Consider the following 19,278-nt stretch of genomic DNA (forward strand, 5'->3'; position numbering starts at 1 on the left):
AGTAGTTGGAGGACAGAATAGTTCAGAAAGTTTAGATAAAGCATGTTAAAAAGAGAAAGATCAACGGTTTATCGCAATATTGTTTTGTTTACATTATGGGGGATAAATGTTATTGTATGAGGTAAGATAGTAAATTATCAGATAAATAAGCTGTTATAAATATTGAAAAAATGATTCTGTGTGTTTTGTATATTGGATAAATGTTTATATTTGCAACTGTTTAACGTAATATTATGGAAACACATATGGAAAATAACAAGATGCTTTACTCGCATGTGTCTGTTGATTGCGTGCTGCTGGGCGTAAACGAAGATAAACTATGCGTGCTGCTTATAGAACGGCAAATGGACAATAGCGATGAGAAACGTTACAAGCTTCCCGGAAGTCTGATTTTTGAAAATGAAGATCTGGATACGGCAGCTCATCGTGTATTTAATGAGGCTACAGGTTTGAAACGCGTTCCTTTAAAACAATTCCGCAGTTTTGGCTCTCCCTCGCGTACAAAAAACAAAGATGATATGCAGTGGCTGGAAAACGCCATGAAGCTGAAGATCGAACGGATCGTAACCGTAGCTTATCTGGCATTGAGTAAGATCGGACGGAAGTCGAACCCGACCAATAAATATAATTCACTGGCCTGGTTTCCTGTCGACGCACTGCCTTCTTTGCCGTTCGACCATAAAGAAATCATCGAGGCCGCTGTGGAGGAAATACGTGAGTGGGTTGAAAAGGAGCCATCCATCATTTTCGATTACCTGCCTTTGAAATTTACAGCCTATCAGTTGCGTCGTACGTACGAGATCATATATAATAAGGAAATGGATGTCCGTAACTTTCATAAGAAAATGGGGTCGCTGGAATATATCGTACAGACCGACGAGATCGAAACAGGAGTTGCCCACCGTGCCGCCCGCTATTATCGTTTCGACAAAGTGAAGTATAATAAGTTGCATTCGAAATTTAATAAGAATTAATCAGTAAAGATATGTATTTGTTAGGTTGTGACATAGGTAGTTCTTCTGTGAAGGCCTCGATTGTAGATGCCAGTTCGGGATTAACTATCGGGGCGGATTTCTATCCGAAAGAGGAAGCGCCTATTAAAGCTATAAAACCCGGTTGGGCGGAACAGGAACCGGATGATTGGTGGAAGTATCTGAAAGTAGCCATTAAAGGAGCGATTGCGAAAGCCGGTATTCAGGGAACCGATATCAAAGCGATCGGTATCTCTTACCAGATGCACGGACTTGTGCTGGTCGATAAGAAGATGGAGGTGCTGCGTCCTTCTATCATCTGGTGTGACAGCCGTGCCGTACCTTATGGAGACCGTGCGTTTAAAAATATAGGGGAGAAGCAATGCTTGTCCCACCTGTTGAATTCGCCGGGTAACTTTACCGCATCCAAACTTGCCTGGGTAAAAGAGTTTGAACCGGAGTTATTCCGTTCCGTTCATAAGTTCATGCTGCCGGGGGATTTTATCGCCATGCGGATGACAGGGGATATCGTAACAACCGTATCCGGTTTGTCGGAAGGTATCTTCTGGGACTTTAAGAACGAACAGGTTTCTGAAGACCTGATGAACTATTTCGGATTCAGCAACGACCTGATACCTGAGATACGTCCGACATTCGGTTTGCAGGGGGAACTGCTCGGTTCCGTTGCTACAGAACTGGGGTTGAAGAAAGGTACACCTGTGACTTACCGTGCCGGCGACCAGCCAAACAATGCGTTGTCGCTGAACGTATTGAATCCGGGTGAGATTGCTGCAACTGGTGGTACTTCCGGTGTGGTGTATGGTGTAAACGGAAAAGTGAATTTCGATACCTTGTCGCGGGTAAATACCTTTGCCCATGTAAACCATTCTGCGGATCAGACAAGGTTGGGCGTATTACTTTGTATCAACGGGGTAGGCATTCTGAATTCCTGGGTGAAGAAGAATGTGGCGCCCGAAGGAATCAGTTATCCGGAGTTGAACGAACTGGCCGCCGGTATCCCTGTCGGATCGGAAGGACTGTCCATTCTGCCGTTTGGTAATGGTGCCGAACGTATGTTGCAGAATAAGCAGATCGATTGTTCGATACACGGCCTGAATTTTAATATTCATAGCAAAGCCCATATTGCCCGTGCCGCACAGGAGGGCATCGTGTTCTCTTTCAAATACGGAATGGATATTATGAACGAGATGGGTATCGATATAGATGTAATCCGTGCCGGTAGTGCCAATATGTTCCTGAGCCCGGTCTTCCGTGATACTTTGTCGGGTGTGACCGGAACGGTGATCGAGCTGTTCGATACAAACGGTGCCGTAGGTGCTGCCAAGGGAGCCGGTATCGGTGCCGGTATTTATCAGTCGGCCGAGGAAGCATTTGCCTCCTTGAAGAAGATAGATGTGATTGAACCCGACGGCCTGAAGGCGGATAAATATTGTGCAGCTTACAGCATATGGAAAGAACGGCTGGATAAGCTGATGTGTGAGAATAACATACCAATGTAATATAAATCATTAAAACAATTAATTTCATGGACTTTTATAAAGGTGAAAAAGAATTCTTCCCGGGAATAGGAAAGATTCAGTTTGAAGGACGCGATTCAAAGAATCCGATGGCATTTCATTATTATGATGAAAACAAGGTGGTAATGGGTAAAACATTGAAAGACCATCTTCGTTTTGCGATGGCTTACTGGCATACATTATGTGCCGAAGGCGGTGACCAGTTTGGCGGAGGAACAAAATCATTCCCCTGGAATGCTGCTTCCGACCCGATCAGCCGTGCCAAATATAAGATGGATGCAGCTTTCGAATTCATGACTAAATGTAGCATTCCTTATTACTGTTTCCACGATGTGGATGTGGTGGACGAAGCTCCTACACTGGTTCAGTTTGAGAAAGACTTGCAGACAATGGTGGAACATGCCAAAGGCTTGCAACAGGCAACCGGAAAGAAACTGTTATGGTCTACCGCCAACGTATTCAGTAACAAACGTTATATGAACGGTGCTGCAACCAATCCTTACTTCCCTGCACTGGCTTGTGCCGGAACACAGATTAAGAATGCTATCGACGCTTGTATCGCTTTAGGTGGCGAGAACTATGTATTCTGGGGTGGTCGTGAAGGTTATATGACCTTGCTGAATACAGATATGAAACGTGAAAAAGACCATTTGGCTATGATGCTTACCATGGCACGTGACTATGGCCGCAAGAATGGTTTCAAAGGCACGTTCCTGATCGAACCGAAACCGATGGAACCGACAAAACATCAGTACGACGTAGACTCGGAAACAGTGATCGGCTTCCTGCGCCACTATGGCCTGGATAAAGATTTCGCTTTGAATATCGAGGTGAACCACGCTACGCTGGCCGGACATACATTCGAACACGAATTGCAGGCTGCTGTGGATGCCGGCATGTTGTGCAGTATCGATGCAAACCGCGGCGACTATCAGAATGGCTGGGATACCGACCAGTTCCCGATGGATATTTACGAACTGACTCAGGCATGGCTGGTCATCCTTCAGGGTGGCGGTCTGACAACCGGAGGAACAAACTTCGACGCAAAGACCCGTCGTAACTCGACAGACCTGGATGATATCTTCCTGGCTCATATCGGTGGTATGGATGCGTTTGCCCGTGCTCTGATGTGTGCAGCCGCTATTATAGAACAGTCTGATTACACCAAGATGCGTGCCGAACGTTATGCCAGCTTCGATGGTGGCGACGGTAAAGCCTTTGAAGACGGTAAACTTACCCTGGAAGACCTGCGTACGATCGCTCTCCGCGACGGAGAACCGAAACAGATCAGCGGTAAGCAGGAGTTATATGAGATGATTCTCAATTTATACATATAATTAGTTACAAGGAGTAACTCTTTCCCCTTTGGAGAGGGGATTAAGGGGTATTTAAATTTAGTCCTATAACTGGCATTAACACACCCCCTGCCCCCTCTCGAGAGGGGAAAAGTTACTCTTAATCTGGTAAACATGAAAAACAACAACAGTTATATTTTTGGTATCACCCTCGTTGCTACCCTCGGAGGGTTATTATTCGGATATGACACGGCAGTTATCTCCGGAACAGTAGAATCACTACGGAAATTTTTTATTGAACCTTACGGGTTACCGCTCGACCAGGCCAATTCGCTGGAAGGGTTTGTTGTCAGCAGTGCGCTGATCGGTTGTATCCTGGGTGCCTCTTTTGCCGGGTGGGTCAGCCAGCGTTACGGACGTAAGCCGACGTTGATCGTGGCGTCTATTCTTTTCTTGCTTTCGGCTATCGGTTCGGCCTGGCCCGAATTCGGTCTGGGATTACCTGGAAGCGGAGATCATACTTACATGTATTTATTTGTGGCTTACCGTATTCTTGGCGGTATTGGGGTCGGTCTGGCTTCGATGGTTTCGCCGATGTACATTGCCGAGGTTGCTCCGGCAGACCGTCGTGGTAACCTGGTTTCGTGGAACCAGTTTGCAATCATCTTCGGTATGCTGGTCGTTTATTTTGTGAATTATACGATTGCGTTGCAGGGTGATGCTTCTTGGTTGCACACGGTTGGATGGAGATGGATGTTTGCTTCTGAAATTATTCCTGCCGTATTTTTCTTTACCCTGCTGATGTTTGTTCCTGAAACGCCCCGTTACCTGGTGATGCGCGGAAAGACGGAAAAAGCATTGACCATCCTCGATCGCCTGATGGGAAAAGACGAAGCGGCGAAAGAACTGGTCGACATAAAAGAAAGTTTCAAGGAAAAGGCACCCTCCATGCGTCCTTACTTCCGTTTTATGGGAGCATGGCTCGTTTTGTTCCTGTTGGCCTATGGAGCCTTGGAGCTGGCAGGAAATACAAGTGCCCTGGAGATTGCCCTGATCGGCAGTTTCTTCGTTTCGCTGGCGTTCCCGATTCGTTCCTACGGTGTACTTATTATTATGGTAGGTATCCTGTTGTCCGGATTCCAGCAGTTTGTCGGTATCAACGTAGTGCTTTATTATGCACCGGAGATATTTAAGACGATGGGAGCTGCTACCGATGCCGCTTTGTTGCAGCAGATTGTGGTAGGGGCCGTGAACCTGTCGTTCACTGTGCTGGCAATCTTTACGGTCGATAAGTTCGGCCGCCGTCCGTTGATGATTATCGGTGCGTTAGTGATGGCTGTTTCCATGATTATCTTGGGAACAACATTCTATACACATTCTGTCGGCATAGGCTCGTTGGTTTGTATGCTGGTGTATACAGCCGGTTTCGCTATGTCATGGGGACCTGTCTGCTGGGTGTTGCTGGCTGAGATCTTCCCGAACTCTATCCGTTCGACGGTGATGAGTATTGCCGTTGCCGGACAGTGGATTGCCAACTTCCTCGTATCGTGGACTTTCCCGATGCTTGACAAGAACCAGTACCTGACGGAAACGTTTAATCACGGTGTCGCTTACTGGATTTACGGCCTGATGGGTATCCTTGCCGCTGCCTTTATCTGGAAATTCGTTCCCGAAACGAAAGGTAAGACATTGGAACAGATGGAACAATACTGGAAAAGATAATAATAGAATGATTGATTTTCCAGCCTTCCATGTTTGTGCCTAACTAAAAAACCTTATATTTGCATTTCCAGTTAATCTTAAAAGAGAACGGAATGCATACAAGTAAAGCAATACATATACTAATTGGTATCGGCCTTTTACTTTCTGTTGCCCTCGGAGCAGTAGAGAGTAAGGCCGATACTCTTTTTCAGGATCATTTCGCTTCCGATCTGCGTTATATCCCTGAAATGCAGTCCCGTGCAGCCGACAGCATCTATCTTCCGGAAAACAACGAAACGAAAATCCCCGATCGCGATAGCCTCCTGGCTCTTTGTGCAAAAGTCGGCTACGAAGCGATAGCGGATCAGATGCAACGCTATTACGAAGAAGCCATCGACGGCATCCCCGAAGATGCCGACCGCCATGCTGAATTTCTTCGGATGCGCGAAACAGTCGAACGGATCGGAGGGAGCATTCTCCGGCGCGAACTGGAATACGGCGAAGCCATTGCCCTTCCTGACAACACACCTGAGAAGCGTAATAAGAAAGTAGCCACTTTCTACGCCCTTGTCGATAAATGTGTTGCCCGCAACGATCCCTCTATGGAAATGAGAGCGCTTATCTATATTTTCCGTAAACTGTATTTACATGAACAATATTACGCCGCTTTCCTCTGTGCCGAACGTATCGCCAAACGCCTGGAAGTGGTCGGCGGTGATATCGATCCCGCGGAAGAGAAAAACATCTGGTACGACCTGGGTCGTCTTTATTTCGACTTTCGCGATTACGAGAACGCTATCCCTTACTTGAAAGCGGCTTTGCAGGATACCCCTGTTCCCCGTTATTACAATCTCTATAATCTTCAGGCACGCAACGCACTGGGGCTTTATTACCGTAGTATCGGCGAACCGGATACTTCCGACTACTATTTTCGCTCCATGCTCGAATGTAAAGACCGTGTCAAGCTGCGTCCCATGTTCGACTGCATCGCCTTGAGCAACCTGGCCTCCAACTATCGCAAACGTGGTTTGTACCGCGAAGCGTTGGAACTGCACAAAGGCGCCTTACCCTTTTCGCAGGCGGAGGGCGATCATAGCTTTACCTCGGGTATCTATGTCGGGCTGGCAGACTGTTATCTGGAAACAGGCAAGCCGGATAGTTGCAAGGCAATGATCGACAGTACCCTTTACCATATCGAACAATGGCCCTGGGTGATGTCGTACCGTTCGTGCGACCTCTATCCGGTGATGGCTCGCTATTATGCCCGCATCGGCGACCGGGAGCGTTCGATTGCTTATATGGACTCGACGACGGTGGCAAATCGTCGGCAGGACGAAAAGTACAGTGGCCTGCTGGTTCTCCGCGCCAAACAGGAGTTATTCGAGTCGGAGCGTGCCCGTAAGGAGGCGCAGCTCGTTACCTTCCGGCACGTTTCGGTCAGTATGGGTGTGACGGCGGGGGTAATCTTTGTCGCCTTGCTTATCATCTCCGTTCTTTACCGGAAAAAGCATCAGGCTTACCGCAGGCTGGTTGCCCGTAGCCGTGAATGGGCGGAGCAGGTCCCGGCTGTCGTGCCTCCGGCAGAGGCAGATGCTACCGACAGGACCCTGATGGAAAATCTCGGCCGCCTGACCGACGAAGAGCATATCTACCTCGACCCGGATCTCGATCTCGAAACCCTGTCGCAACGCATGGGTGTTCACCGTAACATGATCTCGAAAGCTGTAAATACCGTCCACGGCAAACCATTCTCCGCATATATCAACGAATGCCGTGTTCGTCAGGCCATCCTGCTGCTTTCCGATCCGGCCAACGACAACCTTTCACTCGAAACCATCGCCTTCGACTCCGGCTTCTCCACCCGCCAAACCTTCTACCGCGCCTTCAAGGCACAAACAGGGCTTAGCCCGGCTTCTTTCAGGAAGAATAGGGGGTAGGGATGAAACATGGGAGTTATTGAATAACCCTGTCTTTAAAGGTGTCGAATTCGGCACCTTTTAGGAGGAAGAAGGTCAATTACCTTTGCTTATCCTGCAATTCGCGCATCACTTCATCTACGATATAGAGGTCGCCGTACAGATAAAGTCCGGTATCGGGATCATGGAAACGCTGGCAGGTATCGCTTTCGTAAAAGATGTCGAAAGCCTTTTCCGGAGAAACATTCAGCCGCTCCGAAAGACGGACGGTTATGCAACCGATACGTTGCCATAGGATAATGTCTTTTATGATATTATTGTCACTCATGATTTACTCTCCTTTCTGAATATCAGTGGTTGTCAATAATTCGGTAGCGATATAGCGCAAACAATCGTTTACCAGCGGTTGACTCAACAAACACATCTGATTATTCGGCAAATGCTGTGCCAGGCGTTCAAGAGCCACATCGGCCGTCATCAGGCCTAACAGGTAGAGATTTACCGTATCGACAACTCTGTCGTTGGCAACTCCTCCTTCAACGAAATCATATCCTTTCCAAGGTTCCAGGCCTTTACGGCTATTAGCTATAAAGTTGAGCCATGCTTCGTCATAAGCATCAAAATGAAGGCACCGATAGGTTGCACGAACGCGTTCTATATCCAACTCATAGACATTCAGTAACGGTTTTACATTACGTCCTGCGCTTTGACGTTGTGCCCAGCCGACAGCTTGTTCCCGTAAATCGGTTACGTAAAAACCCTGACCGAAATCCAGATTCGGACGTCCTGCATTACAAAGAGGTTCGGGGACTGCACAAGTTGCACCATGATAAACTTTCAGCATTTGCCATCTCCTTTCTCCTGTTGCTTCAACAGATAAAGATTAGTCCCTTTGGGGGCGGTGATACCTTGGCTGGCTTCCCAGTTGTCCAGGCTTTCAAGAATGTTTGCGGTGATATTTTCCCGGCTTTCGGTATGGATTGTATCGTAGTGCCGGAGGATATACTTGTCTATCAAGCCTACGCGTTTCATCCGTCTATACATCTCCTTGTATGTACAGCCTACCTGTTTTGCCGCCGTCTCCACACACGATGCAGCGAATCCCATGCGTATTTCTATGTCAGTCAGTTCCAGTAATCGTTCCATTAGATTTCCTTTCTTTATTTTTTGCACATACAGGTTACAATGATTTACGGTAGAATCGGTCTTGCCCAATCTGGAATCAGATCGGCATATTGTTTTACTAATTTCCCTTCTGCCAATCTGAATAGCAGCTGGGCTTCACTATAATCAATTGAGTTATCATAAACATAGGTGCGATCTACAAATTTAGATGCGATACTACAATTAGAAATAGACTTCTGATACCTGGATATAATTTTGGTAATAGGCACGTCATGCCCTCCTGCCATAATTCTATCTGCAATACGGGAAGCGTTTATTGAGGGAGAGTTTGTACATACAAAGAATAAACGAATAAAGAAACCGGCCTCCTTTGCACGCTGTATAAAATCTACTTTATCATAAACAGACAACACCGTTTCAAAAATAAGACTTTTCCGTTCTTTCAAACACTGCTCTCTCAGTTCCTCCGAATATTTAGCAGCTTTCATCACGGCTTCAACAGAATTCCAGTCACCAAACTTATCCTGAGCAATATTATCGGGATTAATGTAAATGCTGTCCTCCATCCAGTCATGTTTAATAATTCGGGATGTAATGGAAGTCTTACCAGAACCGTTAGGCCCTGCTATTATTATCAACACAGGCTTATGCATTATCCAACTTGATATTAATGGTAGAATATTTCTCTTTCTGCTCGCGGATATATTCATACATGTTCTGGAAGAAAGCCGATTTGGCTTTTTCCGATTTCTGTTTTGCTTCTTCTGCAACTTCTTTCATAAGTTGGGATAACTGTTCATCAGACGGCTCTGTTGTTATATCGGTTAAGCTGTATTTCATATCAACCGGCTGTTTTTGTGATGTCGATGCCATAGTTTGTATAATTAACGTTTACACAAAGATATAAATCCATCCGTAAAGTTTGATACGTTTATTCCTAATTATTTACTCATAGTGGAGTCTTCACTCTGAAAATTTGTTTTTCTTCCTTCAAATCCCCACTATTTTGTCGCATTTTGCAAAATGTTACAACATTCTCCCCCTTTTTCTTCACCTTGCAGCATAAAAATAAAGCAGATGATAGGAATGCAACACATCGATGAGAGGAATACCGCCGTGCCCGACTGGTTCGTCGGTTATTACGATTCAGGGTATTTTTGGGTAGGTGTGGCGGTGCTGAGCCTGCTGACGGTCGTGCTGATCGTGCTGGCGTGCCGGCTCTATTACGAGATGAAAGAAGCGCAACGCATCCTCGACGAACACGAAAAGGAATAAACAAACAGAATGATCGCTAGTAATAATATTTAAAACAAATTACCATGGCAACAAAAAAGTACGTGTGGAAATTCGACCTCGAAGAGTACCTGATGACAAAAGACGTGAAGGAAGACTTCGCCGCTAAGGTGAAACCGATCCAAACCTTCTACATGGCCGACGTGGCGCGATTGATCGCTGAAGAACGCACCGAATACCGCGTCGATACGATCGTGAACATCACCAAACTGGTGGAAGCGAAAATCCGCCAACTTGTCTGTGGCAACAACAATGTAGTAACCGACAACGTGCAGTATTCACCCGGCATCCTCGGCCTCTTCCTCGGAAAGACAGGCGTGGTAGACCCGGCGAAGAATAAGGCAGTTATCAACATGATCGCCACTGCCGCCCTGCGTGCCGAAACGGATCAGGTGGCGCTCGAATTTTCGGGTGTCGTGCGCGACATGGGCGGCGCCAACATCAGCCTGGTGAAAGACGTGACCACGGGCAAGACCGACGGAACCGTCACCCCCGGCGGCATCCTCGACGTCACAGGCTCGAAGATACGCAGTGTCAATGCCGACGGCACGGGGCTGGGCTTGCTCACGCTGGTCAACACCGCCGACCAGAGCGTGGCCGCCACCATCACGCTGCTGGCTATCAACGATCCCAAACGACTGATGTTCAACATTCCTGCCGACCTGGCCAAGGGCAGCTACCAGCTTACGCTCGAAACCTGGTTCAGCACCAACAGCACCCAGCTCAAGCAATCGCGTACCCTCACGTATGCCATTCCGCTGGTGGTGGGCGGCACGAGCGGCGGCGGTGGTGACGACCGTCCGGAGATCGAGTAAACCTCTTTCGCAGGGCAAGGATCTGTTCGATGCTGTCGAACCGCCTGATTCGATGGCGTCGAAGCGTCCCTTTCGATGGCGTCGAACCGACCGCTTCGATGGCATCGAACAAGCCGCTTCGATTTCACCCGACAGGCAAACGGCTCTTCCGACATTCACAAACAATCTAAAATAATATCACTTATGAAACATGTTACATCTTATTTATTTCTGATTATAGCCTTCCTGCTTCTCGGAGTAAACGGGGCGGCGGCACAAGAAAAAGACTGTCCTTTTGAGGTTACCGTTGTAGGGGATAATACTGATATTTCCTACGATAATAAAGTACTTTCCATTAGAAGTAGTGATAACGTAACCATTACGGGAAACGGAAAATCTACCGACTGGGGAATTGAAATAGAACCTTTAGGCTCTCTGGGGGTGACAATAAAAGACCTGAATATTGAAAGAAAAGGGGTACCTCTGAAAATAAAGGGGGGGGACTGTTCTATCGCAATAGAAGGAACGAACCGGTTTGTTTCGACAGGCTCGTCGGGAACTGCCGGGATAGAGATCGAAGGCTTTCTCGACTTATATGGAAGCGGCTCCCTGACTGCCATAGGGGCAAATGGAGATGGCAATACTCCCGGAGGAGCAGGGATCGGTGGTGATAGAGGATCTCTGACCATAAAAGGTGGCATCATCCATGCCGAAGGCGGGGCAGGTGCGCCCGGTATCGGTGTAAGCGATCCTAAAAAGGGTATGACGATTCAGATCGTCGGAGGCACGGTAACCGCCATCGGCGGTGGCGGCCTATATTCGGTTCCCGGCATAGATGGCGGTACCTCCTCCAGTTATCCTTCCATTGAAGGAAACGCCTTTGTCATAGCCATCGACGGGATGAATGCTGCTGGTAACATTGCGACTACCCAGATAAAGGATCATAAGAACGGCCTGTTTATCCTGGGCTGGCAACAGTCCGCCGGCTCCATTGTACAGACCTCTTCCGTCCTGAAAGGCAACGTCACATTGGAGAGCAACGCCGAAATCCCTGCTTGGGCAACGGTCACTATTGCCGCCGGCCAGACCTTTACTATCCCCGCCGGCATCACCCTGACCAACAACGGCACTCTCGAAAACAAGGGAACCTTCACCAACAACGGCACCTTCACCAACACCGGCACCGTTGAAAGCAACACATCCCTTAATATAGGGGGGAAAGATGGGTTCGATGTTACCAAAACCGATGGTGGTGCAACTTTTAGCTATAATGGCACGGAGGAATTGCTTACCATTAGCGGAAGTGGCAAAGTCTTAATCAAAGGCAGAAATAAGGATAACGCTGTCGGATGCGGGATTGTAATTGCGGAGGGTGCACAAACTACACTAACAATTGAAGACTTGAATATTGTGGCGGATGAAGCTTTGGTGTATAGGGATAGAAGTGACGGGCAGCAGATGAATTATTCTCTTACCTTGCAAGGAATAAATAGACTAACGTCTACCCGTGGGGTTGGGATGAACTTAAACTATAATTATATAACCTTTATGGGCTCCGGCTCCCTGACAGTTACAGGAGGAAACGATTGTGCCGGTATAAAGGTTAGCTCTTTCTGGCTTTATAAAAATAGCAATGTCTTCGTTGTCGCCATCGGTGGCAAAGGTGCAAAAAGCGGCATAAGCGGCAATCTCAACCACCCTGCCGGCCTCCTTATCTACGGCACGCAAGACGATGCCGGCAGCTTCTTGGAGGAATACTCCAAACTGGTAGGCAACGACTTTACCCTGGGCGGCGACGCCGAAATCCCCGATGGGGCGGAGGTCACTATTGCCAAAGACCAAACCTTTACCATCGACGCGGGTGTAACTCTTACGAATAGCGGTACTATCTACAACAAAGGAACCCTTACAGGTAATCCCGTCAAGGGGCATTTTCCGTACCATTACATCACTTTCGATGCCAACTATCCGGCATCCCCTGCTGTTGATGAAAGATATATCCTTCAAGGCGACGCACTCCCGACTGATATCTTCACCCATTCGGGCTACACCTTCTAGGGTTGGTACGACGCTCCCTCTGGCGAAACAAAAGTAGAAACCAGCGCCGAGCCGCAAACGCTTTATGCCCATTGGAAAGCAGTGCCTGTGCCCGAACCTGAACCCGAGCCCGAGCCAACGGTCTACTACACAGTTACCTTACCCTTTGTAGAGGGCGCCGTGACCGACCCCGTGGCCGGCGATTACGACGTAGAATCGTGGAGCACCTTCCGCTTCTACCTCACGCTCGACACGGCCTACAGCCAGTCGCAACCCGTAGTCACCACCAGCCGCGGCGAAACGCTTCAGCCCCGCACCTCCGACGGCGCCTACCTGCTGAAGTACGTGCGCACCGACGTGGAAGTCTACATCGACGGCATCCTGCTGAACCCGCCGCCCGTCGCCAACGAGCCGATCCGTGCCGCCGCCCCCGAGCCGGAGATATGGAGCGAAGACGCCTGCCTCTGCATCCGCCTGCCCGAAGGCCTGCTGACGTCGTCCGTCCGCATCTTTACGGCGGAAGGCCGCCTGCTCGACAGCTTCCGTTCAACCCCGGGGTTGAACCGTCGGCAATTGCCGACGGGGATCTATATCGTACAGGTTGGTAAAACCGTGCGAAAGGTGGCGGTAAAATAGTCCGTTATGACATAAACAACTAAAAACAACATATCATGGAAGAGAAAACATTTATCAGCAATAACCCTACCGGCAGCCAGCCGGTGGCCACCGATTTCACCATTGAAAGCAATAAAGCGCAATATATCCTGCTGGGCGACACTACGCTTGAAAAAGTGGATACTCCCGATTATACGGGTGACGAGAATTGTGTTGTATACAAATACAATGATAACGAAGACAAGGATGAAAAAGTAGTAGTCTGGAGCCAGGCTGAATACGACTTCCTGGAAAAACAATACGACGGGAACTACACTGTCCATCCCAGCCTTTGGAACAACGGCCGCAACAACCATTTGAACGGCGTATTCCGGGTACACGACGAAATGTCCATCTTCCAGGTGCGCGGTTACGATATGGCAAACATCTCCTTTGTATATACCGGCAAGTCGTGGCTGATCTTCGACACCCTGATGAGCGGCGAATGCACACAGGCGGCAGTTGATCTCTTCAATGACTATCTGGATAAGAAGTATAAAAATAATTATGTAAAGGTAGGTAAGGGAACGATAGAAGCCGTCATCGTCAGCCACAGCCATATCGACCATTACGGCGGACTGCAAACCCTGAAGGATATCAATGGTGGCGAGCTAATTATCTACGCTCCCAAAGGTTTCGAGCAGCATGCTGTAAGCGAAAACCTGTATGCCGGTGTGGCTATGGGGCGCCGCGCTTCCTACCAGTACGGCACCCGACTGGCCGCCGGCCCTGAGGGACGCATCAGCATCGGTATCGGACAGGGACAATCGCTCGGCACGGTGGGCTACCTGCGCCCTTCCTTTGAGGTGGACGAAGAGTTTATGTATAAAGACAGTAATAAGTTTAGCGGCGAGAAGGAGATAGGCCGCCGTTACCTTACTTTCGGCAACGTGCGCCTCTACTTTCAGCTAACCCCCGGCACCGAAGCTCCGGCTGAGATGAACAACTACTTGGAGTTTTACAAGGATGGTGAACTGCTGCACTGTGCCCTCTGGATGGCCGAAAACTGCAATGGCACGCTCCACAACCTCTATACCCTGCGCGGAGCACAGGTGCGCGATGCCAAAGCCTGGTCGGATTTCCTGATACAAACGCTCAGCCTCTGGCCCGATGCCGAAGTGGTGTTTCAGGCACACAACTGGCCCCGTGTCAATGCCGTAAATAAGGAGAACGCCGTAAACGAATACCTTTTCCGCACCGCCGCCGCCTACAAATATCTCAACGATCAGTGCCTGCTCTATATGAACCAGGGCTTCAAACCCGATGAGATAGCTGAAAAGGTGCGTTTGCCCAAACCGCTGGAGTGCACTCCCTACCTGCGTCCTTACTACGGCACGCTCAAACATAATGCCCGTGCCGTCTACCAGCGCTACCTGGGCTGGTATGATGCCAATCCGGTGCACCTCGATCCGTTGCCCGAAAAGGAACGGGCAGAGAAGTATGTCCGTTTCATGCAAAAGGCGGGCGGTAATATAAAAGGAGAGATAGATACAGAGTACAACCGTGGCAACTACCGTTTCGTGGCCGATATATGCCATCAGCTACTGTTGGGAAAGGCAGAGGAAAAGGACGTTAATACTTACCGCTCTTACCTGGCCGGCTCGCTTCGCCAACTGGGCTACATGGCCGAGTCGGGTATCTGGCGCAACAGCTACCTGTCGGGTGCTTACGAACTGGAGAACGGTGTGCCGATACCCGCAGAAGCAAAGCCCTCCGGCCAACCTCTCGAGCTGCCGGACAGCTCGATGATGCGCAATATGTCTTACGAGATGCTGCTCGACTACCTGGGCATCGTGCTCGACACCGATAAGGCTTCGGCTTTAGGGGCAGAAGCTTTATGGAGCCAAAAGTCCAAACCGGCAATGACCGGCTTCTATCTCGGAATTACCTCTGAATCTTCTGATACGCAATGGTTCCATGTTTCGGTTAAGTATGGCGTGTTGCTCTATCACAAAGTATCGGATAAAGATATTTCAAGTTCTGTGAAAGTTACCCTGACCAGTGAAAACCTTTATTCGCTGATTGCCAATATAGGTAATAACGCCAATATAAAGAAAATAGTCGGTGGCTTGACGGGCGACAACCTTGCTATCTCTTTATTGCAGCAAATCTTCTGCTATATGGTAAACATCAACCGATACGCTACCTTCGACATTATGCAGCCATGCAACGATCGGTATTATCAGTGGGTGGAAGAATGTGCCAAGATGCTCGAAGAGTCTTATGATAAGATAAAGGCCATCTCATTTGATACACCGCTTTCTCTGTCGGAGAATGATAAGATACGCTGGAATAATACTGGCCGTAAACTGGTAGACGCTGGCATTATAGACGACCTTTACTTCTTCTCGGAAACTCCCGCAAAAGAGTATGATAAGATCGGATACGATAAGACCTTCTACAAATACCAGTATTGCGAAACCCTGTATGAATGCTATAAATACCTGGCAGGCAACTACGTGCCGGACAGCAGAACCCAATTCGTAAAGTTCTGTATCGACATGACGGAGCCTTATGTGAACCGTTTCAGAAGAAAGCCGGACGAAAAGCCTGACGGAACCGCCCCTAAAGGCGAAGGTAAGGGTGCCGAGTATTATCCTTTCGATAAAGATGATCTGAATGCCTGGAAGAAGTATTGTTTAGTGGTATTCGGAGATATGCATACAGATGAAGATATACGGTATATTTACAATGAGAACATTCGATTTTGCGGAAATGGCAATACGAGTAATAAGAACCTGGGAATCGGTGAAGACGGAGAGTTCTACGGTTCCGAACTCCTGCATTTCCTCTATCTGTGCTACCGTTTCCTTTACGATTATAAACATAAAACAATAGGATAGACTATGAAACCGATAACAACTTACCGACAAACAGCCTGCCGCCTTCTGGCGGCTCTGTTCTTCCTCTGCCTTTTTGCCCCGATGGCGGCAGGGCAGGATAACTGGAAAGACTATTGTGCGACTCAGATAGCAAACAAAGACGGTGACGACGGCTCATCCTGGGACAACGCCATCGTGATAGCCACCGCCGAAGAGCTTGCCTACTTTGCGCAGCAGGTGAATAGCAAGGCGTCTATCAGTTGTGGTAACGGCAATTCGATCGATCCGGACGATAACGGTCAAGCAGGAGGCTTTAAAGACTACTATTTCGCCCTCGCCGCCGACATCGACCTGTCGGATTATGATTGGACGCCGATAGGGAACGCTACTTATCCTTTCAAAGGTAATTTCGACGGCCGGGGGCATTGTGTGAACGGGCTGAAGGTGATGAAGGTCGAAACTGTTAGTGGGGCTGCCTATGCCGGCTTGTTCGGTTATGCGTCTGTCGGAATCCTCCGTAACCTCGGTGTCCGTCTGGCGGATGCGGGGATACAGGCAAATTCGACGGGTGGTTCTGCTTATGCCGGTGGAATAGCCGGGTACGCTCATAACATCTTTAACTGCTATGTAGTGGGAGAGGGCACTATTGGGGCAAGCTTTTCAGGAATGGGTAATAATATCTATGCCGGTGGGATCGTAGGATATCTTGATGATAATGGTTTGCTTACTAATTGTTATGCTACTGTAAATGTAAAGGTAGAACCTAAAGGTATAGTTAATGTTGGTGGTATTGTTGGGTATGGTAGTTCTAATTCAACGATCTCCTGCACCTATGCCACGGGAGATGTTGAAACGGGAACAGGAGCGAAATTCTATTACGCCGGCGGTATCTGCGGATATTTGCGGAACGAGGGCACTCTCACAAACAGTTTGGCCGTCAATGGACGGATAACAGGAGGTAACTCATTCACTAACCGGATAGTTGGTAATAAGGAGAGTAATTCCACTCTCACCGGCAACTACGCCTCCCCCGAGATACAGGTGAACGGTTCGTTTGTAAGCAACGGTGCAAAGGATAACGAAAACGGCGATCCGGATGTCGATCTTGATAACTTTGGTTCTGTATTGACTTGGGGCGATGGTTGGGATACAAGCGATGGCATGCACCTGCCGCAGTTGGAGATGCAGACAGGCGATGCCCCCCCTTACTCTTACACCACCTGGCCTACCGGCCCGGGCTACACCCCGCAACCTTCGCTCGATGCCGCCACCTATTTCCTTCCGAAGCATATCCTTCACATCGTTTCTCCCACCGGAGGAACCCTGAAGGTAACAGACAAAGACGGAAACGAACTATCTGACGGCAGCAAGATAGTTTCCGGCACCCTTTTGACGCTTTCGTATACGGAAAGCCCTAATTACCGTTTCTCGGAGTACCTTTCCGGCAGCAGTGCCGACAATCTGCGTACCTTGGCCGGCAATACGATCCCGATGCCCGCCACCGACCTCTACCTGAGTGCCCGTTTCAATTACGAGGATCCCACGCCGCCGCCTGCTCCGATTTACTACTCCGTCTTCCTTCCCAGCGTGGAAGGTGCCGTAACTGATCCCGTAGCCGGCACTTACGACGTAGAATCGTGGAGCACTTTCCGCTTCTACCTCACGCTCGACACGGCCTACAGCCAGTCGCAACCCGTAGTCACCACCAGCCGCGGCGAAACGCTTCAGCCCCGCACCTCCGACGGAGCCTACCTGCTGAAGTACGTGCGCACCGACGTGGAAGTCTACATCGACGGCATCCTGCTGAACCCGCCGCCCGTCGCCAACGAGCCGATCCGCACCGCCGCCCCCGAGCCGGAGATATGGAGCGAAGACGCCTGTCTCTGCATCCGCCTTCCCGAAGGCCTGCCGACGTCGCCCGTCCGCATCTTTACGGCGGAAGGCCGCCTGCTCGACAGCTTCGGTTCAACCCCGGGGTTGATGCGTCGGCAATTGCCGACGGGGATCTATATCGTACAGGTTGGGGTGACGGTACGAAAGGTGGCGGTAAAAGTTAAATGATTGTGTCGTACCTGCGGGTATCTATGGGAGCAACAAACGTGGCACGTTTTTTGTTCCTATAGGTATATGATTATAAGCGCAAGTAGACGAACCGATATTCCCGCTTTCTATTCGGAATGGTTCTTCAATAGGATTAAAGAGAAATATGTATTGGTACCCAATCCGTACAATCCCAAAATGATCAGCAGGATTGATTTGAGCCCTGCGGTGGTGGATTGTTTTGTGTTCTGGACGAAGAATCCGAACCGGATGATCGACAAGCTGGAGGGGATAAAGGATTACAACTATTATTTTCAGTTTACCCTCAATCCTTATGGCGAAGATGTGGAAAATCATTTACCGGCGGTGAAGGAACGTATCGAAATATTCAAACGGCTTTCCGATAAGATAGGCCGGGAAAAGGTCGTTTGGCGATACGATCCCTTATTGACTAATAAGAAATACGACACCTCTTTTCATAAAGAAGCATTTGCCGGGATAGCATATGGCCTCCAAGATCATACGGAGCGGTGTATGCTCGGCTTTATCGACCATTATCAGCATATTCGCGGCGAAGTGAGCAAATTCGACATACAGCCTCTGAAGCAGGAAGAGATCGAAGAAATGGCCGTTTCTTTCAAACAAACTATGAATCAGTATCCGTCTATCGAGTTCGATACCTGCACGAGGAAAGTGGACTTGACCCATCTGGGAATACCCAGTGGCCTGTGTGTGGATAAAAAACTGATCGAAAAGATCATTGGCTATCCTATCTCCGCCAGGAAGGACAAGAACCAGCGGGATATCTGCAACTGTATTGAAAGCATCGATATAGGCACTTACGAAAGTTGTCTGAACGGCTGCATTTATTGCTATGCTATCAAGGGTAACTACAATACCGCCGGGTTCAACAATCGGAAGCACGATAAAAACTCTCCCATGCTGATCGGTAATGTCGTAGCGGGGGATGTGATAAAAGACAAGCTGATGAAGAGCCTGAGGGATGATCAGCTTTCGCTGTTTTAGAGTTTATATCTTATCAGACACGTTTATAAATCCGGATTTTTATGTAAGTTTGTCCGGATTAAAAAG

The 19,278-nt window shown here is 48.7% G+C and carries 15 protein-coding genes and 1 pseudogene; 11 read left to right on the forward strand and 5 right to left on the reverse strand.

The window, feature by feature from the left end; translation table 11 throughout:
- The first annotated feature begins 233 nt into the window (after window positions 1–233).
- From HMPREF1535_RS15585 to HMPREF1535_RS15605, 5 genes are all read left to right on the forward strand, one after another.
- Entirely contained in the window at window positions 234–974 is a 741-nt protein-coding gene (locus HMPREF1535_RS15585; RefSeq protein ID WP_007653150.1) for an NUDIX hydrolase, read from the forward strand.
- Between the two features lie 11 nt (window positions 975–985).
- Complete coding sequence (locus HMPREF1535_RS15590) at window positions 986–2,491, forward strand: xylulokinase (RefSeq protein ID WP_046146777.1); 1,506 nt, start codon at window positions 986–988, stop codon at window positions 2,489–2,491.
- Between the two features lie 26 nt (window positions 2,492–2,517).
- A complete protein-coding gene (gene xylA / locus HMPREF1535_RS15595) occupies window positions 2,518–3,846 on the forward strand; it encodes a xylose isomerase (RefSeq protein ID WP_010803714.1) in 1,329 nt (442 codons plus the stop codon).
- Window positions 3,847–3,978: 132 nt separating this feature from the next.
- A complete protein-coding gene (gene xylE / locus HMPREF1535_RS15600) occupies window positions 3,979–5,526 on the forward strand; it encodes a D-xylose transporter XylE (protein WP_007653153.1) in 1,548 nt (515 codons plus the stop codon).
- 92 nt (window positions 5,527–5,618) lie between these two features.
- Window positions 5,619–7,442, forward strand: a complete 1,824-nt coding sequence (locus HMPREF1535_RS15605; protein ID WP_046147573.1) for a helix-turn-helix domain-containing protein — start codon at window positions 5,619–5,621, stop codon at window positions 7,440–7,442.
- Between the two features lie 79 nt (window positions 7,443–7,521).
- Here the strand turns inward: HMPREF1535_RS15605 and HMPREF1535_RS15610 are convergent, their stop codons facing one another.
- Genes HMPREF1535_RS15610 through HMPREF1535_RS15630 form a run of 5 tightly spaced genes read right to left on the reverse strand, consistent with a single transcriptional unit; the run spans window position 7,522 to window position 9,386 of the window.
- Window positions 7,522–7,749 (reverse strand): hypothetical protein, encoded by a 228-nt coding sequence (locus HMPREF1535_RS15610; RefSeq protein WP_046146778.1) that lies wholly within the window; start codon window positions 7,747–7,749, stop codon window positions 7,522–7,524.
- A gap of 3 nt (window positions 7,750–7,752) precedes the next feature.
- The gene (locus tag HMPREF1535_RS15615) at window positions 7,753–8,265 is read right to left on the reverse strand and encodes a DUF3990 domain-containing protein (protein WP_046146779.1); all 513 of its coding nucleotides are present in this window, start codon (window positions 8,263–8,265) and stop codon (window positions 7,753–7,755) included.
- Window positions 8,259–8,567, reverse strand: a complete 309-nt coding sequence (locus tag HMPREF1535_RS15620) for a DUF3791 domain-containing protein (RefSeq protein WP_046146780.1) — start codon at window positions 8,565–8,567, stop codon at window positions 8,259–8,261. Before HMPREF1535_RS15620 ends, HMPREF1535_RS15615 begins: the two co-directional genes overlap by 7 nt.
- 44 nt (window positions 8,568–8,611) lie before the next feature.
- A complete protein-coding gene (locus HMPREF1535_RS15625; RefSeq protein ID WP_046146781.1) occupies window positions 8,612–9,199 on the reverse strand; it encodes an ATPase in 588 nt (195 codons plus the stop codon).
- Window positions 9,192–9,386, reverse strand: coding sequence for a hypothetical protein (locus HMPREF1535_RS15630; RefSeq protein WP_148499115.1), 195 nt, complete (start codon window positions 9,384–9,386; stop codon window positions 9,192–9,194). Before HMPREF1535_RS15630 ends, HMPREF1535_RS15625 begins: the two co-directional genes overlap by 8 nt.
- A 237-nt stretch (window positions 9,387–9,623) precedes the next feature.
- Here HMPREF1535_RS15630 and HMPREF1535_RS15635 point away from each other — a divergent pair, with 237 nt between their 5' ends.
- The 6 genes and pseudogenes from HMPREF1535_RS15635 to HMPREF1535_RS15660 all read left to right on the forward strand — a co-directional run bounded on the left by HMPREF1535_RS15635 (window position 9,624) and on the right by HMPREF1535_RS15660 (window position 19,212).
- Window positions 9,624–9,821: a hypothetical protein gene (locus HMPREF1535_RS15635; RefSeq protein WP_007653156.1), complete on the forward strand. Its 198-nt coding sequence runs from the start codon at window positions 9,624–9,626 to the stop codon at window positions 9,819–9,821.
- A gap of 44 nt (window positions 9,822–9,865) precedes the next feature.
- Complete coding sequence (locus tag HMPREF1535_RS15640; RefSeq protein WP_046146783.1) at window positions 9,866–10,654, forward strand: DNA-binding domain-containing protein; 789 nt, start codon at window positions 9,866–9,868, stop codon at window positions 10,652–10,654.
- A gap of 183 nt (window positions 10,655–10,837) precedes the next feature.
- Window positions 10,838–13,306 (forward strand): annotated as a pseudogene (locus HMPREF1535_RS15645) (InlB B-repeat-containing protein).
- A 35-nt stretch (window positions 13,307–13,341) separates the two neighbouring features.
- On the forward strand, window positions 13,342–16,167 hold the full coding sequence (locus HMPREF1535_RS25105) for an alkyl/aryl-sulfatase (protein ID WP_052716725.1): 2,826 nt from the start codon (window positions 13,342–13,344) through the stop codon (window positions 16,165–16,167).
- Between the two features lie 3 nt (window positions 16,168–16,170).
- Window positions 16,171–18,207 carry a GLUG motif-containing protein gene (locus HMPREF1535_RS15655; protein WP_046146784.1) on the forward strand — a complete coding sequence of 679 codons (2,037 nt, stop codon included), beginning with the start codon at window positions 16,171–16,173 and terminating at the stop codon, window positions 18,205–18,207.
- A gap of 66 nt (window positions 18,208–18,273) precedes the next feature.
- Window positions 18,274–19,212 (forward strand): DUF1848 domain-containing protein, encoded by a 939-nt coding sequence (locus tag HMPREF1535_RS15660; RefSeq protein WP_007653164.1) that lies wholly within the window; start codon window positions 18,274–18,276, stop codon window positions 19,210–19,212.
- Window positions 19,213–19,278 lie beyond the last annotated feature (66 nt).

Origin of the sequence: Parabacteroides goldsteinii DSM 19448 = WAL 12034, from assembly GCF_000969835.1 — a bacterium.
Classification (GTDB): Bacteria; Bacteroidota; Bacteroidia; order Bacteroidales; family Tannerellaceae; genus Parabacteroides; species Parabacteroides goldsteinii.